Source organism: Ascidiimonas meishanensis (assembly GCF_037782385.1).
Lineage (GTDB): Bacteria > Bacteroidota > Bacteroidia > Flavobacteriales > Flavobacteriaceae > Ascidiimonas > Ascidiimonas meishanensis.
In genome coordinates this window covers 30,733-53,077 of sequence record NZ_JBBEXD010000002.1, presented here as the reverse complement: position 1 = coordinate 53,077, position 22,345 = coordinate 30,733, and the positions used below count along the sequence as shown (strand labels likewise).

The window sequence follows — 22,345 nt, the reverse complement described above, 5'->3', positions numbered from 1 at the left end:
TTTAAGGTTTACGTATTTTTCGCACAGACTTTTTATCTTGATCATTTTTCTTAGCAGCAGGCTTAAGGTTTTCTGCGCTATCATCGCTTCTTGATCGTTTCAGGCTCTTTTCTCTAGCGTTTTCTTTTGAAATAGTTTTAGTAAAAGCAGTTAAATCTATTTCTGTTCCTGATCCATTCTCAGATTCGAGCGTCTGATAAAGGTTTGTGTTCTCATTCAAGGGAACCTTAGCTTGGTTCTCACCTGTAACCGTTTCCTGTTGTTGTATACTTTGCGATGTATTAGCTGTAGAAATAATTCCTGTCATGACTTCTCTTACATTTTGTTGTTGTTCTTCATTAAGAGGGAGGTCAAATTTATCAGCAGCAATACCAATAGCATTCTTTAATTCTTCAATAATAGTATCTTTATCTTGAAAAGAAGTGTGTTGCACTTGTTGTAGACTAAGACCCATATTTACTATTCCAGCCATTTGAGTAGTGTCTAACTCCATGGCGGTTTCCAGCGCTTGTTCTTGATTAATACCCTTTGATGACATCAAATGGCTTGCTGTATCTGAAGCCAACATTGTTCCTGTCATAACTTCTCTTATCTCTTGTTGTTGCTCTTCATTAAGAAGTATGTCAAATTCATCAGCATCAATACCTATAAAACTCATTAACCGTTCAATAATATCTTCTGTTTCTTGAAAATACGTATGTTGCACCTGTTCTAAACTAAGACCAAGGTTCATTATTCCATTCATTTGAATAGTGTCAAGTTCCATAGCAGCCTCCACCGCTTGTTCTTGATCCATACCCTTTGATGAGACTAAATGGTCAACTGTATCAGAAGTCAAAATTATACCTGTCATTACCTCTCTGATATCTTGTTGTTGTTCTTTACTAAGAGGAAAATCAAATCCATCAGCGGCAATACTATCCGCATCAATATCTATAAAGGCTATTAATTCTTCAATTATGTTCTCTCTTTCTTGAAAAGAAGGATGTTGTACCTGTTCTAAAATAAGACCAAGCTCTATCATTCCTATTATTTGAGTAGAATCTAACTGTAATGCTGTTTCCAAAGCTTCCTCTTGGTTCATACCCTCAGATGACACTAAATGGTCTATTGCATCAATGGTTTTACCTGAAATTGATAGTTCATTTTCTAGTTGAACAAATTGATTACCTTCAACTCCCAAACCTACTTGTTCTGGTAATAAGTTAAGTTTACTGAGTCCTCTAATCTGATATTCAGGCAATTCCATTGCACTATCAAATAAATGTTGTTTAGTGGCTTCTGGGTTAATAACCTGAAGTATTTGAATGTTTCTTAAAGTATGCTCTGAAAATCTTGGGTCAAGAACCTGTTCTCTGTTTAATTGAAATTCTGTAATTCCTCTAACCTCAACTGCATTTAATCCGCTTACCTCTGCAAACGCTTCTTGATTGCTCAATTCTTGACCCTCGTCGCTAGCTCCAGCTTTTAAATTGGTTATCGCTGCCAAGGTGTGGGCTCCAAAATTAGGGGTAGACACTTGATCTGGGAGAAGATCAAATCTTGTGATACCTTGTACCTGATCTTCATCTAAACCACTTAGTTTTTCAAAGGCTTGGTCAACACTTGGGTTTTCTTCTCCAATATTCAAACTATCAATACCATCTAGTGTATGTAACCCAAAATTAGGGGTAGTAACTTGTGCTACACTTAACCCATATTCATAAATTCCTTCAAATTGAAGGCTTGTAAAATCTTTTGCCAGAACCGCATCTATTCCATTAATTACATCAAAAATTTCCTGATTGCTTAAGTCTTGGTTTTCTTGCTGTAAATCGTTCATGAGTACCAAGGTATGCATCCCAAAATTATTGGTTTGAACATCGTCTCGGCTAAGATCAAATGCCGTAAGGCCTCTTACTTGAACTGCATTTAATCCGCTAACCTCTGCAAACGCTTCTTGATTGCTTAATTCTTGACCCTTGTCGCTAGCTCCAGCTTTTAAATTGGTTATCGCTGCCAAGGTGTGGGCTCCAAAATTAGGGGTAGACACTTGATCTGGGAGAAGATCAAATCTTGTGATACCTTGTACCTGATCTTCATCTAAACCACTTAGTTTTTCAAAGGCTTGGTCAATACTTGGGTTTTCTTCCCCAGTATTCAAACTATCTATACCATCTAGTGTATGTAACCCAAAATTAGGGGTAGTAACTTGTGCTATACTTAACCCATATTCCTGAATTCCTTCAATCTGGACATCGCTAAGCGCTCTATTTGTATCGTCTTCTTGATTTTGATTATCCATGTACTTTGTAAACTAAAATTTTCTTTTAAAAAGTATCATACGCAATTCCAAATGCTCCTCTAAAAGTGTATTTTTTCTAAAATTAGTCTACTGGAACAATATATTATGGAGACAGGTTTTTCTTTAAATTAAGAAAGATCACTTAAACCCAAAAATACTGGCCTTTTTAAAAGCAACTCTTAAAAGTACGAAACTGTTGTTTATACAAACAAAAAATTACAAGACTATAGTGAAAAAAGAAGTCTCTTTTTATAGCTCTCGCAATAAATACAAGAATATGGCCAATACTATTGCCATATCTGTATTAGGGTTTACGCATTTTTCGAGTAGACTTTTTATCTTCATTATTATTCTTAGCGGCTGGCTTAAGATCTTCTATACTCTCATCACTTCTTGATCGTTTCAAATTCTTTTCTGTAACTGATTTTAATGAAATAGCCTTGGCAAAAGCATTTAAATCTATAGGGCTATCTGTTCTTTTCTTATCCTCCGCAAAAAATGAGGTATCCTTGATATCTGTTAAACCAGTGTTTCCTTCTTTAGAAGCTTCCAAGACCTGCCGTGTACTTTCTACTGAATTTGAAGTAGATATAATTTCTTCCATTACTTCTCTGGTATTTTGTTGTTGTTCTTCACTAAGAGGAAAGCTTAATTCATTACCATTGTTTGTAATAGGAGTTACTAATTCTTCCAAAAAACTTGCCGTTTCTTGAAAGCAAGGATGCTGCACCTGTTCTAGGCTAAGACCAAAATCTGTCATTGCTAATACCTGAACTGTCTCCAATTGAAAAGCGGTTTCAAAAGCCTGTTCCCGGTTCATATATTCTGATGACATTAGATGATCAATGGCGTCAATGGTGCTTCCTGAAGCAATTTTTCCACTTTTGTTATCTAGTTGAATAATTCTATTCTCTTCTGCTGTCAAGCCTAGTTGTTCTGGTAATAAACCAAGCTTTGCGAAGCCTCTAATTTGATACTCTGGCAGTTCCATGGCTGTTTCTAACAAGTATTGATTAGTAGCTTCTGGATTTATTGTTTGAAGCGCCTGAATTGTTTTTAGAATGTCATTCCCAAATCTGGGGTTTAACACTTGATCCCTAATTAGTTGGAAATCTGTAACTCCTCTAACCTGCACTGCATTTAGTGCTCGTACCGTTTCAAAAGCATCTTGATTAGTATAATTGTTTACCCCATTTTGTAGCGCATTCCTAAGAAGATACGCCATACCCATGAGCGTATGCATATCAAAATTAGGAGAAAACACCTGTTCTCTTTCAAGACCAAAGCGTCCCATACCGCCTGCCTGTATATTGTTTAATTCTCGAACCATGGTAAATGCCTCCTGCATATTTCCTGCTCTATTTTGGGTGTGGAGCGCTGTCATGGCAGACAGCGTATGCTGACCAAAGTTATTGGTATTCACTTGATCGGGGGTAAGATTAAACTCTGTCACACCTCTTACCTGAGTTGCATTTAAACCATTTACTTGATTAAATGCTTCCTGCTCATTCAAATGTGGGTTTTGAAATTGCAAACTATCTATGCCGTCTAACGTATGTATTCCAAAAGTGGGTGCATTAACATCTGCTCTGGTGAGTTCATATACAGCAATGCCATTTCCTTGAATAGTATTAAATTCTGCCAGTAATTGAAAGGCCTGGCTTCCAGTATTCGTTCGGCCAGATGCTTGCAAAGCTCTAATATTGCTTAGCATCTGCTGCCCAAAATTAGACACTTGAACTTGTTCTATGGTCAATCCAAATTCCTGAATCCCTGTAATCTGAGCCCTATTGAGCAAAGGTCTGTTAACGTCTTCTTGATTTTGATGTTCCATTGAATTATGTCTAAAACAGGGTATTACAAATATATATAAAACACTTACAAAACACTGGTTTTATAAGTGTGCTGATCATAAAGTTATATCATAGAGAGTTGCAGAACCGGCATACGCAGCTCTACATGGAAGCGCATAGGTATTTTAAAATAAAACTAAGATAATTTTCTGACATAGAAGTTATGTTGATATAAGTGTATATTTTCTTAAAAGTTAACATTCGTTAAAAAGGTTAATATTAGCTTAATTAGCAATCAAAAAAGAAAGATTATTCTTTATTTTAATGTAAATAAATCTTAAAATAATACCGTTATGAAAAAAACAAAAAACACCAATTTAACACTTAACAAGAAAATTATTTCAAATTTAAAGGTACTTAACTATTCTGAAAAAGAATTGCTAAAAGGGGGAACTGGTTTTTACACTTGCCAATCACTACAAGGTGGTTGCGGAACAGGAGGACCTGTACCCTCAGGACGTCCTGCTTGTAACGATAAGTAAAATAAATTATACGAAATAAAAGAGGCTGCTTAGGCAGTCTTTTTTGTTAGTACAGTAAACCTATACTTATTATACTATTTTATAATTTTATGGTGTAGGCTTATTTTTTGATGATTTTTTAGTATCTGTATTTTTTTTAGCAGCAGGTTTTCTCTCTTCATCACTAAGATACCCATTTGAATTTTCAATACTTCTTTCTATAATTGAATTTAATGTAAGTGCTCTTGTTAAAGCACTCAAATCCATTTCAATACCTCCTGAATTGTCTTCTGTGTCTATTGGTAGTGAGGCTACTGCTGGGTAGCTTTCAATAGCTGTAATTTCTCCAATCCCTGTTTCCAATTGTTGTGGTGTCTCTCTCTCCGTTAAATTAGTAATTGAATCTTCTCCGGAGGTTTCTGAATACCCCCAAAAACTATCCCTAGAAGTTGATCTTGAAATAATACTTGTCATATATTCTCTAGTGCTTTCCTGTTCTTCATTACTCAAAGGAAATGTTAATTCACTATTGGTGTAAGACATTGGAAGAATTAATTCATATAAAATATTATTAGTTTGGTGAAAACTTTCATGCTGTACTTGATGAAGGCTTAGGCCATACTCTATCATGGCAATAATTTGAGTATTGTCTAACTGTAAAGCATTTTCAAATGCTTCTTGTATGTCCATATACTCATTTGTTATTAAATGGTCTATTGCATCTACTGTGCTTCCCGAAGCTATTCTTTCATTTTCATGCTGTACTTGAATAAATTGCTCCCCTACAAGTGATAATCCAATTTGTTCTGGAGATAATCCCAGCTTTGTAAGTGCGCGAATTTGATATTCTGGAAGTTTTATGGCAACGTCAAAAAGGTATTGATTATTGGCTTCTGGATTACTCTTTTGAAGTTTTTCTATGGTTTTTAAGATTTTATTTCCAAAATCTGGATGAAGCACCTGTTCCCGTTCTAATCCAAAATCGGTAATTCCTCTTACTTGAGTTGGATCTAAGCCCTCTACAATATTAAAGGCATCTTGAAACGAATAATTTTCAACACCACGTTGTAAAGCATTTGCGTAAAGAAATTCAATACCAAACAAAGTATGCATATCAAAATTTGGAGTCTCCACTTGCCCTCTTTCAAGACCAAACCTTATGATTCCACTAGTCTGCCTGTTATTTAGCTCTCTTACCATATTGAAAGCCTCCTCCCAATTATCAACTCTTTGCTGATTATTAAGGTTTGTCATGCTTTCTAAAGTATGGTTCCCAAAGTTAGGCGTATTTACTTGGGCTCTGTTTAAATTGTAATTCGTAACACCTCTGACTTGTATGTAATCTAATTCACTTACCCTGTTAAAAGCCTCTTCAGTTGAGATATTTTCGTTTTGGAGTATTAGTTTATCAATACCTCTTAGTATATGTAAGCCAAAGTTAGCTGTTTGAACGTTTGCTCTCGTAAGTGAATATGCTACTATGCCAGATACCTGGATCTGGTTTAAACTACTTAGCATAGTAAATGCTTGTTGATTAGATAGATTTTGGTTTTGCTCTTGTAAACTCAGAATACCGCTTAAGGTGTGCATTCCAAAATTAGGAGTATTCACTTGTTCCCTTGTGAGGTTAAAATTTGCAAGTCCTCTAGTTTGAAAATCATCCAAACCATGTACTATTTGAAAAGCCTGTTGATCACTTAGATTGGGGTTTTGAAGTTGTAATGTATTAATACCGTTTAAGGTGTGTATTCCAAAATTTGAAATTTGAACTTCTCTTCTATTTAGATAGTAGTTAACAATTCCTATTACCTGTGATTCATCTAGGCCGTCTACGATATCAAAAGCTTCACCATTACTGAGTTGATTGTTTTGATATTGTAAATTATTAATCCCAATTAATGTATGGTTTCCAAAATTAGGATTGCTTACTTGTTCTGGTGTAAGATTGTAAAAAGCAATACCTCGGCCTTGCGTATTATCCAAGCCTGATAGTAACTGGAAGCCTTCCTGCCCATTAAAGATTCTATTTGAAGCCATTAATAGGGTAATATGATTAAGCATTTGTTCTCCAAAATTAGGTGCCTGAACCTGCTCTGAAGTTAATCCGAAGTTTTGAACTCCCACAACCCTTATGTTATTGAGGTTTGCATGCTCAATATCTTGGTGATTTTCACTATTCATAATTAAAACCTTAGATTCTAGGTTGATGATGTTTATTAGAAGTACGTAATCTCTCTTATTTTAATTTATTCTATTGAAGGTTCCGTAATTTAGAAATAAGATTAAAAGAGCCCTTTTTGTATAAAAGTGCTGGTAAATTTTTCAACTATCGTTTAGGTCCTTTTTTAAAATCTTTCCCTTTTTTGACGGCAGGCTTTTTTCTTTCTTCATCACTAGGGTATCCATTTGAACTTTCACTACTTCTTTCTGTAATTGAGTTTAATGACATAATTCTGGTAAAAGCATTTAAATCTAAAGGACTGTTACGCGTTTCATTTTGCTGTGGTAAAGAGGCTGCCGCAGCGTAAGGAAGAATCGTAGCTTCTGTGGCCGAAATGTCACTTCTTACCGATGCTTCTTGTTTCTCTTCTTCTACAGATGCTTCTTGATATGATTGGGATAAACTTTGTACAGAACCTGAACGAGAAATTTCATCTCTTAAACTTTGTTTCTCTTCTTCACTAAGCGGAATAGTTAACTCACTGCCGCTGCGGAGAAGAGGAGCCGTCAATTCATTCAAAACATCTGCTGTTTCTTCAAAATAAGAACCTTCTACCTGCTGCAGACTAAGTCCAAACTCGGTCATTGCGATTATCTGATTTCTATTAAGAAGCATTGCAGTTTCATAAGCTTCTTGAACAGACATAAATTCTGTTGATGTTAAATGATCAATTGCATCAATTGTTCTTCCGGAAGCTACTGTTTGATCTTCAGGGTTTAATTGTACAAATTCAGTATCAACTACAGTTAACCCTACCTGTTCCGCCGAAAGACCCAGTTTTGTGAGTCCACGTACTTGATATTCTGGCAACCCCATGGCTGCTTCATATAAATATTGATTATTCGCTTCAGGATTAATCATTTGAAGTCTATTGATGGTTTTTATGGTGTCATTTCCAAATCTCGGGTTTAGCACTTGATCTCTACTTAGTTCAAGATCTGTAATACCTCTTACCTGCACGGCATTTAAGCCGCTAACCGTTTGAAATGCATCCCGATATGGAAGATCTTCGTTGCCATTTTGAGCTGCATTTGTTTGTAAGTACTCTATACCAAACAGTGTGTGAATATCAAAATTAGGAACAGTAACATCTTCCCGTTCTAGACCCCGCCTAATCCCGGTAGTTTGTCTATTATTTAAACCCGATACCATTTCAAAACCTTCCTGCACATTTGCCACCCTCCGGCGAGCCATAAGGCTATTGATGGTGTCAATAGTATGGTTTCCAAAATTTGGGGTGTTAACTTGTTCACTTGTTAGGCCTAAATGACTAACTCCTATTGCCTGAGCAGGATTTAAATTACGAACTCTGTTAAAAGCATGGGGAGCTAAAAGTTGTTGATCTTGCTGCATTAAAGTATCCATACCCATTAAGGTGTGCATCCCAAAGTTTTCAGTTTGTATTTGAGCTGGAGTAAGTCCATAAGTGGTAATCCCTAATACTTGAGGTTGGTTTAAACCACGTAACATGGCAAAAGCCTGAGCCTGATTAATATTTGCTCCTTGGTTCTGTGCCTGAATAGCGTCTAATCCTGTTAAAGTATGTTCACCAAAATTCTCTGATTGAACATCTTGCTGGGTAAGGTTATATTCGGTTACTCCTCTTACTTGAACAATATTTTCTAAACCACTAACCCTATCAAAAGCTTGATTCACAGGTACGTTCTGCAGGCGTAAATTAAGAATCCCGTTTAAGGTATGGTTACCAAAATTGCGGGTTTCTACTTGGTTACGGGTAAGATTATATTGGGTAATACCATTCACCTGAACAGTATTCAGGCCGTTTAACATCCTAAACGCATCTTGGTTAGCGAGCGTTCTGTCTTGTCTCTGTAGCGTACGCATCCCGTTTAAAATATGCTGCCCAAAATTACGACCGGTAACTTGCTCTCTGGTGAGTTCATAACGAGTAATTCCTTCTCTCTGAACTTCATTGAGTTCATCTAAATTGATTTCTTGATTTTGATCTTCCATAACTTTCTTTTAAACTCAAACACTGTTTAAAGAAGTATTATAAATACGAGAAAACCCCCAGAATGCTATGATATATCTATTTTATTTAATGAAAACAAGAAGCGAGATTTGATGGTACTTACCAATTAATTTCTTAAAAAGAAAAGAATAAAACTATTTTAAAATAACTACGCACAATGATTGCGTAGTTTAAAAATAGCTTTGCCCTATCGTTCTTTGAAAAACAAAATGAAAAATACAACCCTATTGCTAGAGCAAGCTACAATAGGGTTTAAAACTAGAAATAAACTGCTTAGAACCAAATGAGACTGTGGTACTAAAATGTACTTACAACGGCTCTATAGCCAAGCAGTATTGCAACTATTATGTATACCCCTTTAGCTTAAAAGGAAGAGCTGTGGAAAAAGACTTTGGATCGTAGCCATGGAGTGACAGGATGATGTTGTTAGCGGCAAGCCTGCTAATGAATAGACTTTGCAGAAGCACCGAAACAGAAAGTTCTGGAGTAGGGAAGCGCATTTAGAGCCTGTCTGTTTACACCAGTAAAAGTACCGGTTCGAATCCGGTAAGGGGTGCTAATAGAAGTGTACTATATTAAAAATTTAGGCTAAAATTTGCACTTTAAGATATCGGGTAGGTCTTGTTGGGTGTTTCTGTATAGCACTATTGTAGCATGTCTTGCCGTTGGGTATGAGACATTTCTATTCAACCTGACCTGAAGGTTTCTGATTATTTTCCAAAAAATGATCACCAAGTACTGTGAGTCGTAGGTTCGAATCCTACTCCGTTTTTAGCGGATAGTTCAGTTGGTTAGAACAGCAGTTTCGGTTGTCGCGGGTTCGAATCCCGTCAGCGGCCAATGGCCCTGTAGCTCAATTGGTAGAGCACCACACTCATAATGTGGGATATGGAGTAACATCCATTTCTAAAAAGCTGGTTATCTTTTAAAACTAACCCCCAGCCTGTCACGCTGTAAAATGGACAAAAACAACAGGTATAGATCTGGAGTCTTTCTGCTAAGAAGGATGACAATCTAACACCTACCTTGAAAGCACATCTTTAGTGATGTTACCCCTTTGCTTTTATTGTAAAGAATTTGCCAGCCGTTCTGGGAGTATACTCAAAGAACCAAAAGCAAATATTTGCTTGAAAACCAATGGCAGCGCATAGCAAACATGAGTTTTCCGTAGGAATAAGATGATGTATAGCTGTTGTTTTAATAAAGAAAAAGTTGCGTGAGGGATTGAGGTCTTGTGAAGCTCTTTGTAACTGCGAGACAGTTACAAAAGCGACGACCGAAAGCCCGACCCTGAAAAGAAATTGGAAGGGGCACGCCCAAAATACGTATCAATTGTAAAAAGGCTGATGCAGGTAATTCCTCCGTTACCAGAATTACCAACAAATAGAATGTTTAATTAAAATGTAGTAAAAATGAAACGTGTAAGAATTAATGCGGGTTATGTGGGATTGGTTTTTAAAAGAGGTGCATACGAAAAAGTGCTTACCACTGGTACGCATTGGTTGATACCTTACCAAAAAGTGCTGGTATACGATCTATCTAAACCATTCTATGCCACTGTAGCGCAAGAACTTTTGTTAGAAGATGAAAACTTGAGGGCTATGCTACATGAGGTAGTGGTAGCAGATGGAGAAATAACAGTAGTTATAGAGAATGGTAATTTTAAACAGGTATTACAACCTGGGCGACACTTGTTCTGGAATGCCTTAATTACCTATGAATTTATTACGGTAGACCTTAGTAAGATTAATATTACTGAACCTCTGGAAAAAGCCGTGCTTACTAAACTTGGTGGATATATTAGGTTGTTTGAAGTAGCGGTTTATGAGAAAGCAGTGCTTTTAATTGATGATGTTTACCAAGGAATTCTGGAAGGTGGTACCTACCGCTACTGGAGAAATGAAACTACCATAAAGATTGCCAAGGCAGATATGCGTCAATTGCAACTGGAAATTGCCGGACAGGAATTGCTTACCAAAGACAAGGCTGCCATACGTATTAACTTTTATACCCAGTATAAGGTTACTGATGTGGAAAAGGCATTGCTAGGGAGTAAAGACTACGAAAAGCAATTGTACATTGCTATGCAACTGGTATTGCGTGCCTATGTAGGTTCTTATACACTAGATGAAATGCTGGAAGGCAAGGAAAGCATTGCCGAAGTGGTTTTTGAAGATGTACGTGCGGAAGCTGAAAAGCTGGGAGTTACTGTTTTAAATTGCGGTATTAGAGATGTAATTCTTACCGGTGAAATGAAGGAGATTATGAACCAGGTATTGGTAGCGCAGAAACGTGCACAGGCTAATACAATTACCAGACGTGAAGAGACGGCTTCTACCAGAAGCTTGCTAAACACTGCAAAACTAATGGAAGAAAATGAAATGCTCTTTAAGTTGAAGGAAATGGAGTATGTAGAAAAAATTGCCGAAAAGATTGGAGAAATTACGGTGAATGGAAACGGAGGCGTGGTGCATCAACTTCAAGAAATTTTTTCTGTACGTAAGTAAAAAATGCGTTGGTTGCGGCCAGCGCATTTTTGGTATAAAAAAGCACCCTCCTATAGCATGAGGGTGCTTCAACACATAGCATTCAATCCAAAAAAATCCCCCTTTTTTGGAAACCCAAAACACTAATTATTTATTTCTTTTTCATTAATTTTTCTGAAAGGTTAGGAAATCAGTATCCCCATTTCCACCACTCACATCAGTAAGCTGAATTTGAGTAGTGCTTCTGGAAATAATATCCCAATCTTCTGTTAGTTCTTCAAAATCTGGTGGCGAGGCAAAAAAGATGTTAAAGTCAATATCACTGGTACTATCATCGTCTTCTACAGACCAGGTTCCATTAATGGTAATTGCTCCATTTACTGCAGATAAAGAACCGTCTGAATTGAAAGTAAAAATATATCCGCTAAAATCATCTGTTTCATCTACACCAGAATCTATGAAGCTTGTAATTCTCCAACTACCTGATTGTACGGTTGTAATTACTTCCTGCGAGTCTATTGGGGCTGTCACGTCAGAATCATCACTACTGCTGCACGAAGCAAATATTAACACCAATGTTAAGAGTAGTATTCTATTTTTTAAGCTACATTTCATTTTATATGGATTAAAGTTTTTCAAATACCAATATATCTATACTGCCATCACCACCGCTTATATCCTTCAGCTCTATTCGGGTTTCCGTAACCGATATTACATCCCAATCATCTGTAAACTCATCAAAGGGAACTTCATTGAAGTTAAGGAAGAGTTTGTTTCCTCCGTCTCCTATATTCCAACCTCCTTCTATGGGGCTTTGATCTCTGGAGGCAATTACACTCCCATTTTCGTTAAAAACAATTTCATAACCATCATAATCAGCAGTCTCGTTGACACCACTATCTGTATATTGAGCTACTTCCCAGGCACCCACAGTTAGAATAGTTGCTAAGCTTTCGTTTCCAGAATTATCATTGTTACAACCACTTTCAAAACGTAAACGGTCATCACCTTTACGTAGGTCTACTTCTTTTTCTCCATTTTCCTGCTCCACTTCATGTAATCTCCAGGTATCATTAAAATCAACAAAATCTGGAATATTCAGTACAAAGGAAATGTTATTTCGTTCTCCACTACTTTCCCAAGTACCGGAAGCCAGGGGATCTCCATTCGTAAATACGGTTACTGATCCGTCTGCCGAAAAACTAAAATAGTATCCTATATACTGCTCTGCCTGATCTGTATTATTACGAATCAATTTATCAACTTCCCATTTCTCACAACCCGTTAGTATTTCAGTAAGTCTGTCTGTAGAACAATCGTCACAATCATCATCATTGTAATCGTAATCATCATCTTCATCACAATCGTCAATAGCACTTTCAATAGCTTCTTCCAAGGCTCTTAACGAATTAATTACGAGCTCTGTTCCATCAGCCAAAATTAAGGTAATAGGAAATTGAACACGTACAATATCATTTTCTTCTATGCGCTTTACGAAACGGTATAACTGTCTGTCACTTTCAATGACGACAGTTTCTATAACTTCATTATTAGGGTTGAAGACCGATATTCGAAACGGATATTTAAAATCTACACATTCTATATCATCATCTTCTTCTCCTTCATCTCCACATTCCATAGAGAGGCGTTCAAATTCATCTATAGAATTGATAGTCTCTTCCGTAAAGTCATTCAGAATTACTATGATTGGAAAAATAATTTCCAGCGTATCCTCATCGTCTTCCAACTCATCAAAAATAGCTTCTATCTCATCAAAATCATCTTCCGTATTTACCGTGAATTCTATTCCATTCACAATTACCGTTACCGGAAGCTGTACTTCAAAACAACTGGCTCTGTCAATAATATTATCATTAGAACCATCTTTCATACTAGTTCGCTCTATAAGCGTTGCAGCCGTTGAATTGGCTGCCAATACTTCTTCAGTATCTGGTTGCACTAACTCTAACTCTTCATTTCTACAAGACATTAGAAGCAATGCCAGGGTGAAGATTACAAACACGAGTATTTTATATGTTTTTTTCATGAGATAATTAATTTGGTTTTCGTCTTTAATACTAAAACAACTTTAAAGCAAAAACTCCTGAAAACTTTTTTAAAAAAATTTAATTTCTACCTTTAAGCAACCAAAAGCAACCATTTTGCCAAAAGACTTACACGAGAATATTTGCAAGGAACACATCTTTTCTGGTATTTATAATAAGTACCTAAAAGACCTTTCTAGTTTTCTGTATTATAAATATGGTGAAAGGCTTAACCCAAATGATAAAGCACAGGAGGCTTTTATTAAACTTTGGGAGCATTGTAAAAAGGTAACGCTGCAAACGGCAAAGGCATTCTTATTTAAAACGGCTAATAATATGATGTTAAATGAAGTAAAACATCAAAAAGTAGTGTTGAAGTATGAAAAAGAAGGTGCTAAGAGCTATACCAATGAATCTCCTGAGTTTATACTACTACAGGAAGAATTCTTAAAACAATATCAGCAAGCCCTTGCGAATTTAACCGAAGAGCAAAGAGTAGCCTTTATGTTAAACAAAGCGGAAGGAAAAAAACATAGTGAAATTGCAGAAATGCTAGGCGTAACACAAAAAGTGGTAGAATATAGAATTTACAGCGCATTCAAACAATTAAAGGAACAGTTGGGAGATTTTAAGTTGAAGTGATCCCTTCTTTTTATTTCTTTTGCTTGTCTGACGCTTAAATCCCCCATAATTAAAAATGAATACATGCTTAGCAGCGCATAAAAAATAGGACGGGCAGTTTTTTTGCTTTATGAAAAAAATAAAAAAATTTCAGGAGAAATAAGGAGTTAGTTGTTTTATAAATAAGGTGTAAATCATGAAAAGAGAAGAAATCATACAAAAATGGCTGTCTGGAGAGCTGTCTGAAGCAGAAGCAAAGGCTTTTGAAGCAGATGAAAGCTTTGCCCTAGACCGGAAAATTGTAGCAAGTGCTCCCCAATTTAAAGCACCTACTTCTACAACTTCTTTTGATGAATTTCGTAAACGCCTTTATCCTGAACAAGACACCAAAGTACGAAAATTAGTGCCTTGGCGTTCGCTGATGAAAATAGCCAGTGTACTGGTTATTGGCTTTGCTTTATTTTTTATCTTTTTTAATACCAGTGAATTAAAAGTACAATCACTTGCTGCCGAAAAAGCAACTATAGCCTTGCCAGATACTTCTCAAGTAGTATTGAATGCGGCCTCCACGCTTACTTATAATCCTGATACCTGGGAGAACAAACGCAGCGTAGCTCTTAAAGGAGAAGCGTATTTTAAAGTAGCGAAAGGTTCTCGTTTTGATGTGGTTACTCAAGAAGGAGTGGTAAGTGTTTTGGGTACGCAGTTTACCGTAAAGCAACGGGGATCTTTTTTTGAGGTAATTTGTTATGAAGGATTGGTGCAGGTAATTTCAGGAGAAAGAACAGAGAAACTCCCACCAGGGAAAACATTTAGATCTGTAAATGGAACCGTCTCTTTACATACCATTCCGGCTTCACAACCTTCTTGGTTAGACAACCAAACACATTTTGACCAGATGCCGTATGCAGAAGTATTAGCAGAACTGGAAAGACAATACGATGTAAAAGTAAACGTTAAAAACATAGATACGCAACGCATCTTTACTGGAAGCTTTGTACATGATAATCTGGAAGCAGCGGTGAAATCTGTTTCAGAACCTCTAGGATTATCTTATAGCATTAACAAAAAACAGGTAAGCCTATTTATACGTGCAGAATAAACTTTTTTTAGTCGCTTTCTTGCTGCTACTGGTACTTCCCAATGCCACTGCGCAAAACAAACAAGATAAGATCCCGTTAACGGATCTTTTTGTGCTTTTGCAGGAACGCTACCAACATCGGTTTAATTATGTACAAGATGTGGTGTTAGATGTAAGCGTTGCTTTACCCAATCTTAATACTTCTTTGGAAGAAATACTTCAGCTCCTAGAAAAAGAAACGGGACTTCAATTTGAAATACTTTCTGGGAATATCGTTTCGGTTCGTAAAATACGCTCTTTGCTTTTTTGCGGTTACCTTAAAAATAAAGACAATTTACAAGCTGTCTCTGGCGCTACCATACAAGTTGAAAAGATTTCTGCCATTACCAATTCTGCGGGTTATTTTGAACTGGAAATGCCTCCGAGAAATAGCATGGTTCGCATTAGGCATGTCGGATTTAAAACACTCTCACGTAACCTTACCAATTTTAATACGAAACGCTGTTCTGAGGTGTATCTCATTCCGCAAGTACAGGCACTATCAGAAGTAGTACTTTCCAGTTACCTTGCCAAAGGAATTTCTAAGGTAAACGATGGTTCTTTTGAAATTGATTTTGAGCAGTTTACTACGCTTCCGGGATTAATTGATGCCGATGTGTTGCAATCGGTTCAGGCATTTCCGGGCATTCAAAGTGTGAATGAAACCGTTTCTAATATTAATATTAGAGGGGGTACGCATGATCAAAACCTGATTGAATGGGATCGGATTAAAATGTATCAATCCGGACACTTTTTTGGGCTCATTTCTATGTTTCATCCGCAAATCACTCAAAAGGTAAGTTTGTATAAAAATGGCACTACCGCCTCTGCTACCGATGGGGTTTCGGGCACTATTTCTATGGAAACCGATAAAATGATCGCTACCAAATTTAAGGGTACCGTTGGTGTAAACCTCACCGATGTAAATGCTTTTGTGGATCTCCCTACCGGAAGCAATTCATCTATTCAAATAGCGGGTAGAAGTTCTTATAACGGACTTGTAGAAACACCTACTTACACCAATTATTTTGAACGAATTTCTCAAGATACCGAAATTGAAAATACGCCGGGTAGGTCTGTGAATGATGCGCTTAGTTTTGATTTTTATGATGGTTCTTTACGATGGCTTTATCAGCCTAACGATGAAAATGAAATCCGAGTAAATTTTATGATCGCTGGCAACGATCTGGTCTTTAATGAAAATGCCAGCTTCAATAATGAAATACAAACCCGGGAAAGCAGCTTGCAACAAACGAGTATCGCAGGGGGTATTGAGTATAAACGACGATGGAATGACCGTTTTCAAAGTGTTTTACATCTTTATGAAAGCGATTATAAACTGAGGGGTATCAATGCCGATATTCAAAATTCATTGCGATTTCTCCAAGAAAATATTGTATCAGAAACAGGCGTCCGGCTTGATACCTATTACCAACTTACGGATAACATACAATGGGCAAACGGGTATCAGTTTGCAGAAACTAAGGTCACTAACCTCAACGATGTGGATAGTCCGCGATTTAGATCACTTATTGGAGAGGTCTTGCGTACCCATGCTGTGTTTTCTGAAGCGCGTTACCGTTCTAAAGACCGTTTTACCAATTTGAGCCTGGGTGCAAGAGCAAACTACCTTGCCAAGTTTGATAGAGTGCGAATAGAACCTCGCCTGAGTTTCAATCAGCGGTTTCTTTCTTTCTTTACCGTAGAAGTGTTAGGCGAATTAAAACACCAATCTATTTCTAAAGTGATTAACTTTCAGAACGACTTTTTAGGGATTGAAAGACGACGCTGGCAATTGTCTGATAACGATTCCATTCCCGTAATCACCAGTAAACAAGCCTCCGTAGGGCTTAACTACAGCCGCAAAGGGTGGTTGGTTAGCACAGATGTGTACTATAAAAAAGTAGACGGCATCACTACCCAAAGTCAGGGATTCCAAAATCAGTATGAATTTACCAAATCCGCAGGAAGTTATGACGCTATTGGAGCCGATGTGCTCATCAGAAAGCAATATAATTTTTCTGCCTTGCCAAAAGGAAGCAACCTAAATACCTGGATAAGCTATTCTTATTTGAGTAGCGATTATACTTTTGAAGCACTCCCAGAGGTTAGCTTTCCTAATAATTTTGACATTACCCATTCTTTTACGGCGGGCACTACTTTTTCATGGAAAGACCTGAGCATCTCTGCGGGCTATAACTGGCGGAGCGGGAAGCCTGCTACTCGCTTAGTTCCTGGTAATGAAGTGGTAAATGGTACTCTTAATTTTGACACGGCAAACAGCGAACGCCTCCCAGAATTCTCGCGGCTAGATCTCTCTGCTGCCTATAGTTTATTACTTACCAAAGACATCCCCATGCAGCTAAGTATCTCTATCTGGAATGTATTAGATAAACAAAACATCATCAATAATTTTTATAGGGTAAACGATCAAGACGAAGCACAAGAATTTACCCAGCGTTCGTTGGGTTTAACCCCCAATGTTTCTTTGCGGGTTTATTTTTAATTACACGTCATTTCGAAGGAGCGCAGCGACTGAGAAATCTGCCTTATGATAACCGCAAATGCATTGGCACCGCGACTGAGCCCGAAAGTTAGGAGTGCCTGAACATCCTCAACACCCCTCAAACACCTAGCTCTTTAAAAACAAACAAGTCACGATCTGGCTTTGTGCAAACAGATAAAAAGATATCTCACCCCGTTACACAAGGGGTTCGATATGACGGGGTGCGCTAGCGGAATAATCCACGTCATTTCGACGAGACTAGCGAAGACGGCGAGAAGAAATCTGCCTTTCAAAAAAACGGTCATTTCGAACCACTTCCCGAAGGAGAAGTGCGTGAGAAATCTGCCTTATCATAACCGCAAATGCATTGGCACCGCGACTGAGCCCGAAAGTTAGGAGTGCCTAAACCATCACAATGTCTTTCAAACATAGGCACTCAAAAAATCGTATTATTCAAAAACTCCCATTGTGGATTTATACTTTCAATGAGTCTTATTTTCTTATCTCTTCTCCACTTTTTTATCTCTTTTTCTCGTTTAATAGCTTCTTCCATTCCCTCAAAGGCTTCGTAATAAAGAAGGTAATAACAATTGTAACGCCCTGTAAATGATTTACTACCATGCTCGCTATACTTATAATGCTCCTCCAATCGCCTTGAAAGGTTGTTGGTAACTCCCGTATATAAGACGGTTTTATTTTTATTGGTTACTATATACACAAAGGCATGGTACATGGTTTCATCATTTATTAGGATATTGAAATATAGGAAATTTCCTCAAAACGGTCATTTCGACGAGACTGGCGAAGACGACGAGGAGAAATCTGCCTTTCAAAAAAACGGTCATTTCGAACCACTTCCCGAAGGAGAAGTGCGTGAGAAATCTGCCTGAAAAACCTCAACACCCCTCAAACACCTAACTCTTTTAAAAAAACAAGTCACGATTTAGCATAAGAACTAAAAGTAAGCAGATATCTCTCCGCCAGAGGCGGATTCGATATGACGGGTACTAAAATTAGATTTAAACCGCCCAAAATATTACAGCCTATATTAATTCCCCAAAAAAACGTATCTTTTTACGCTCTTTGTAAGAGACCCTAAACCAACCTATACCACCCATAATGAACCAACAAGAAGAGAATATTGAGCTGTTGCTTAAAAAGCTGAATCTGCTTTTAAAACGGCAAGAAGACTTTTCAAGGGAGATTAACTCTCTTAAAAATCAAATCACCCAACTTAAGGAAACAGGCAGCCTAGAGACCGCTGGAGAGGCTGCCAAACCAGCGCCTATAACCAAATTGGTAAAGGAAACAGCCAAAGAAGAAGTTATTAGCCCACCTTCTTTTTCTCCTCCTCCTATTCCACAGCAACGCAAACCAATTCCAGAACAGAAGAAACCTGCGGTTCCTAAAGTGAAAGGAGATTTGGAGAAGTTTATTGGGGAGAACCTTATTAGTAAAATTGGTATTATTATCACAGTTATTGGGGTGGTTATTGGGGCTAAGTATTCTATTGAAAACGATTTAATAAGTCCGTTAACCAGAATAATTTTAGGGTATTTAGCTGGAATAGGCTTGCTGGGGTTTGGTATGAAACTCAAGAAGAAATATGAGAATTACAGTGCGGTACTAGTAAGTGGTGCTATTGCTATTCTCTATTTTATAACCTTTGCGGCCTATGATTTCTATAGCTTGATTCCGCAGGCTTTTGCTTTTGCAATGATGGTAATTTTTACCGCCTTTAGTGTGGTAGCGGCTCTTAATTATAATCGCCAAGTTATTGCGCTCATTGGTTTGGTAGGTGCCTATGCTATTCCGTTTCTTTTAAGTGATGGCTCTGGTAAGGTAGGGGTGCTATTTTCGTATATGGCGATTATTAACGTGGGGATTCTTATTATTTCCTTTAGAAAATATTGGAAACCCTTGTATTATACGGCTTTTGGTTTTACCTGGATTATCTATTTTTCATGGTTTGCAATCTCTTATAAACAAAGTGAACATTTTGGATTGGCACTGCTGTTTCTTTCTATTTTCTTCATTACTTTTTATATGACTTTTCTTGCCTACAAACTGATTAAAAAGGAGAAGTTAAGCGTTGGGAGTGTGATCGTCCTGCTTTTTAATGCTTTTATCTTTTACGGGATAGGTTATGCCTTGCTTAATGATCATGAAACAGGTAAGGAATTATTAGGTCTTTTTACTTTGGGAAATGCGATAGTGCATTTTATAGTAAGTATGGTGATTTACAAGAAAAAGCTAGCGAACAAAAATCTCTTTTATCTCATCTCTGCATTGGTGCTCACTTTTATTACGATTACCTTCCCGGTGCAATTAGATGGTAATTGGGTTACCTTATTATGGGTAGCAGAAGCCGCCTTGTTGTTCTGGTTAGGACGCACTAAAAAGATTCCGGTGTATGAAAAGCTATCCTACCCATTAATGATCTTGGCTTTCTTTAGTATTGTGCACGACTGGGAAGCTGCTTATTATGATTACTATATTCCATTAGATAAAAAGCTTACACCACTACTAAATATTCAGTTTCTTACTTCTATTATCTTTGTAGCGGCTTTTGCTTTGATCAATTATATACATCATCATAAGAACTATACTCCTCCTTTTACGCCCGGAAAGTTTTTTGCTAAAGCAGCTTCTTTCTTTTTGGCGGGCTTATTAATCGTAAGTCTTTATTGGACGTTTAGATTAGAAATTTTTAATTACTGGAATCAGCTTTATGTAGACTCGGCTTTGGAGGTAAAACCGGAGGATTATGACTACCCTATTAATTATAATAATTACGACTTAAGAAAGTTTAGTTCAATCTGGATTCTCAATTATTCCTTGCTATTTATGGCTCTTTTATCTGTTTTCAGCTTGGTGAAACTAAAGGATCGCTTTTTTGGTTTTGTAGCGGTAAGCCTTAGCATTTTTACACTTTTTACATTCTTAACTCAGGGGCTTTATGTGCTTGGACAATTGCGTGAAAATTATTTAGATCAAACGCTGGCTGAATACTACAAAATAGGGTTCTCTAATGTTACCATTAGGTATGCGTCTTTTGCATTGGTAGCGCTGGTTTTATTTACCTGCTACAAACATACCCGTGCCAGTTTTATGAAATGGGATTTTAAAATGGGATTTGATTTGCTACTGCATATTACGGTATTGTGGATTGCTAGTAGTGAATTGATTAACTGGATGGATCTTGGAAATTCTGAGCAATCTTACAAACTTGGGTTAAGTATTTTATGGGGTATCTATGCGCTCTGGCTGATTGCCTTGGGAATCTGGAAAAAGAAAAAACACCTGAGAATAGGAGCCATTATTTTATTTGGTATTACCCTAATTAAACTGTTCTTCTATGATATTTCACACCTCAATACGATTGCAAAAACAGTGGTCTTTGTATCCTTGGGTGTACTACTTCTTATTATTTCATTTTTATACAACAAATACAAGCATATTATATCTGATGAAGCTAAAGAATAACCTATTTACCTGCCTAATGCTATTGGTATCCTTCACTGTTTTTAGTCAGCAAGGCTATCAATACCAAAGAGAACTTATTGGAATTAATGAAGTCTGGCACTCGGTTGTTTTACCTGATGCTGTTTTTGAAAAGGCCTCTTCCAATCTGTCTGACCTTAGAATTCTAGGGATTACTGCGGATAATGATACCATTGAGGCACCTTATTTGCTAAAACTAAAGAAGGAAAAAATAGTGAATAGACCTATTGAGTTTAAGAGACTTAATACTTCCTACAATCAAAACGGATATTACTATACGTTTGAAATCCCCACCTCACAGGCTATTAATGAGTTAAAACTGGATTTTACAACCCCCAACTTTGATTGGAAAGTAAGGTTAGAAGGTAGTCAGGATCAAAAAGAATGGTTTACCGTTTTAGAGGATTACCGAATTGTTTCTATTAAAAATGAGCTTACTAATTTTAGCTTTACTACACTTTCTTTTCCGTCTTCAGCCTATCGCTATTTTAGGTTGTTGGTGAAGAATACTACAGACCCGCAACTAAAGACTTCTGTGATTACTCAAAAAGAAGTTACCCACGGTGTTTATAAAGGGTATAGGCTTGCTAAGACTTCGGTATCTCTCAAAAAATCTAATACAACAGAACTGGAAGTAGAATTACCGTTGGCGGTTCCTGTTAGTTATATCAAGATTCCGGTAACCGATGCTTTTGATTATTATAGACCTATCACTATTCAATATGTTTCTGATAGTGTACAAACTGAAAAAGGTTGGTACTATAATTACAATACGCTTACCTCTGGCACTTTACATTCTATAGGCGGAAACGAATTTAAGTTTCCTAGTACTACCTTGAAGAAGCTAAAAATTAGCATTACAAATCAAAACAACCAACCGCTATCTTTTGGTCCTCTTGAGGCAAAAGGATACCAACATGAAATGGTTGCCAGGTTTACAACTCCAGCTACCTATTTTTTGGTGTATGGTGATAAAAATGCATCTAGACCCCGCTATGATATTCAACAATTTACAGATAAGATTCCGAATGCACTAACTACTTTAAATTTAGGGCAAGAGCAGTTTATTGAAAGAAAACCTGCCAAAGTAAAAACTCCACTTTTTGAAAATGAAGCATGGCTTTGGTTGCTTATGGCTGTAATTATTGCAGTGCTGGGGTGGTTTACTTTTAAGATGATTAAAAAGGCTTAAGAAACGTTCTTCTATAAAAAAAGAATGTTCTTGGTCATTTTGTGCTTGCCTTATTATAT

14 protein-coding genes and 1 tRNA gene are annotated in these 22,345 nt (G+C 37.0%); 8 read left to right on the top strand and 7 right to left on the bottom strand.

Annotation, left to right across the window (positions count from 1 at the left end; translation table 11 throughout):
- Position 1: 1 nt before the first annotated feature.
- Together WBG07_RS04715 and WBG07_RS04710 are read right to left on the bottom strand one after the other, a co-directional pair.
- Positions 2–2,284, bottom strand: coding sequence for a hypothetical protein (locus WBG07_RS04715; protein ID WP_340199363.1), 2,283 nt, complete (start codon positions 2,282–2,284; stop codon positions 2–4).
- 304 nt (positions 2,285–2,588) lie between these two features.
- Positions 2,589–4,118: a hypothetical protein gene (locus tag WBG07_RS04710; RefSeq protein ID WP_340199362.1), complete on the bottom strand. Its 1,530-nt coding sequence runs from the start codon at positions 4,116–4,118 to the stop codon at positions 2,589–2,591.
- Between the two features lie 312 nt (positions 4,119–4,430).
- On the opposite strand from WBG07_RS04710, the gene WBG07_RS04705 reads away from it, so the two are divergent.
- Positions 4,431–4,619, top strand: coding sequence for a hypothetical protein (locus WBG07_RS04705; RefSeq protein ID WP_340199361.1), 189 nt, complete (start codon positions 4,431–4,433; stop codon positions 4,617–4,619).
- 87 nt (positions 4,620–4,706) lie between these two features.
- On the opposite strand, the gene WBG07_RS04700 is transcribed toward WBG07_RS04705, so the two are convergent.
- Both WBG07_RS04700 and WBG07_RS04695 read right to left on the bottom strand, forming a co-directional pair.
- Entirely contained in the window at positions 4,707–6,779 is a 2,073-nt protein-coding gene (locus tag WBG07_RS04700; protein ID WP_340199360.1) for a hypothetical protein, read from the bottom strand.
- 145 nt (positions 6,780–6,924) lie between these two features.
- Positions 6,925–8,793: a hypothetical protein gene (locus WBG07_RS04695; protein WP_340199359.1), complete on the bottom strand. Its 1,869-nt coding sequence runs from the start codon at positions 8,791–8,793 to the stop codon at positions 6,925–6,927.
- A gap of 799 nt (positions 8,794–9,592) precedes the next feature.
- Here WBG07_RS04695 and WBG07_RS04690 point away from each other — a divergent pair.
- A tRNA-OTHER gene (locus WBG07_RS04690) sits at positions 9,593–9,648 on the top strand.
- A 576-nt stretch (positions 9,649–10,224) separates the two neighbouring features.
- Entirely contained in the window at positions 10,225–11,319 is a 1,095-nt protein-coding gene (locus WBG07_RS04685) for a slipin family protein (protein WP_340199358.1), read from the top strand.
- 144 nt (positions 11,320–11,463) lie between these two features.
- On the opposite strand, the gene WBG07_RS04680 is transcribed toward WBG07_RS04685, so the two are convergent.
- Both WBG07_RS04680 and WBG07_RS04675 read right to left on the bottom strand, forming a co-directional pair.
- On the bottom strand, positions 11,464–11,913 hold the full coding sequence (locus tag WBG07_RS04680; protein ID WP_340199357.1) for a hypothetical protein: 450 nt from the start codon (positions 11,911–11,913) through the stop codon (positions 11,464–11,466).
- A gap of 10 nt (positions 11,914–11,923) precedes the next feature.
- Positions 11,924–13,345 carry a hypothetical protein gene (locus tag WBG07_RS04675; protein ID WP_340199356.1) on the bottom strand — a complete coding sequence of 474 codons (1,422 nt, stop codon included), beginning with the start codon at positions 13,343–13,345 and terminating at the stop codon, positions 11,924–11,926.
- Positions 13,346–13,460: 115 nt separating this feature from the next.
- On the opposite strand from WBG07_RS04675, the gene WBG07_RS04670 reads away from it, so the two are divergent.
- The 3 genes from WBG07_RS04670 to WBG07_RS04660 all read left to right on the top strand — a co-directional run bounded on the left by WBG07_RS04670 (position 13,461) and on the right by WBG07_RS04660 (position 17,590).
- A complete protein-coding gene (locus tag WBG07_RS04670; RefSeq protein ID WP_340199355.1) occupies positions 13,461–13,985 on the top strand; it encodes an RNA polymerase sigma factor in 525 nt (174 codons plus the stop codon).
- A 175-nt stretch (positions 13,986–14,160) separates the two neighbouring features.
- Positions 14,161–15,066, top strand: a complete 906-nt coding sequence (locus WBG07_RS04665) for a FecR family protein (RefSeq protein WP_340199354.1) — start codon at positions 14,161–14,163, stop codon at positions 15,064–15,066.
- On the top strand, positions 15,056–17,590 hold the full coding sequence (locus WBG07_RS04660) for a TonB-dependent receptor (protein WP_340199353.1): 2,535 nt from the start codon (positions 15,056–15,058) through the stop codon (positions 17,588–17,590). The genes WBG07_RS04665 and WBG07_RS04660 overlap by 11 nt, the downstream gene beginning before the upstream one ends.
- Before the next feature lie 436 nt (positions 17,591–18,026).
- Here the strand turns inward: WBG07_RS04660 and WBG07_RS04655 are convergent, their stop codons facing one another.
- Positions 18,027–18,323, bottom strand: coding sequence for a GIY-YIG nuclease family protein (locus tag WBG07_RS04655; protein ID WP_340199352.1), 297 nt, complete (start codon positions 18,321–18,323; stop codon positions 18,027–18,029).
- 386 nt (positions 18,324–18,709) lie between these two features.
- On the opposite strand from WBG07_RS04655, the gene WBG07_RS04650 reads away from it, so the two are divergent.
- Both WBG07_RS04650 and WBG07_RS04645 read left to right on the top strand, forming a co-directional pair.
- Complete coding sequence (locus tag WBG07_RS04650) at positions 18,710–21,076, top strand: DUF2339 domain-containing protein (protein ID WP_340199351.1); 2,367 nt, start codon at positions 18,710–18,712, stop codon at positions 21,074–21,076.
- Complete coding sequence (locus tag WBG07_RS04645) at positions 21,060–22,286, top strand: DUF3999 family protein (RefSeq protein ID WP_340199350.1); 1,227 nt, start codon at positions 21,060–21,062, stop codon at positions 22,284–22,286. Before WBG07_RS04650 ends, WBG07_RS04645 begins: the two co-directional genes overlap by 17 nt.
- The last annotated feature ends 59 nt before the right edge of the window (positions 22,287–22,345 follow it).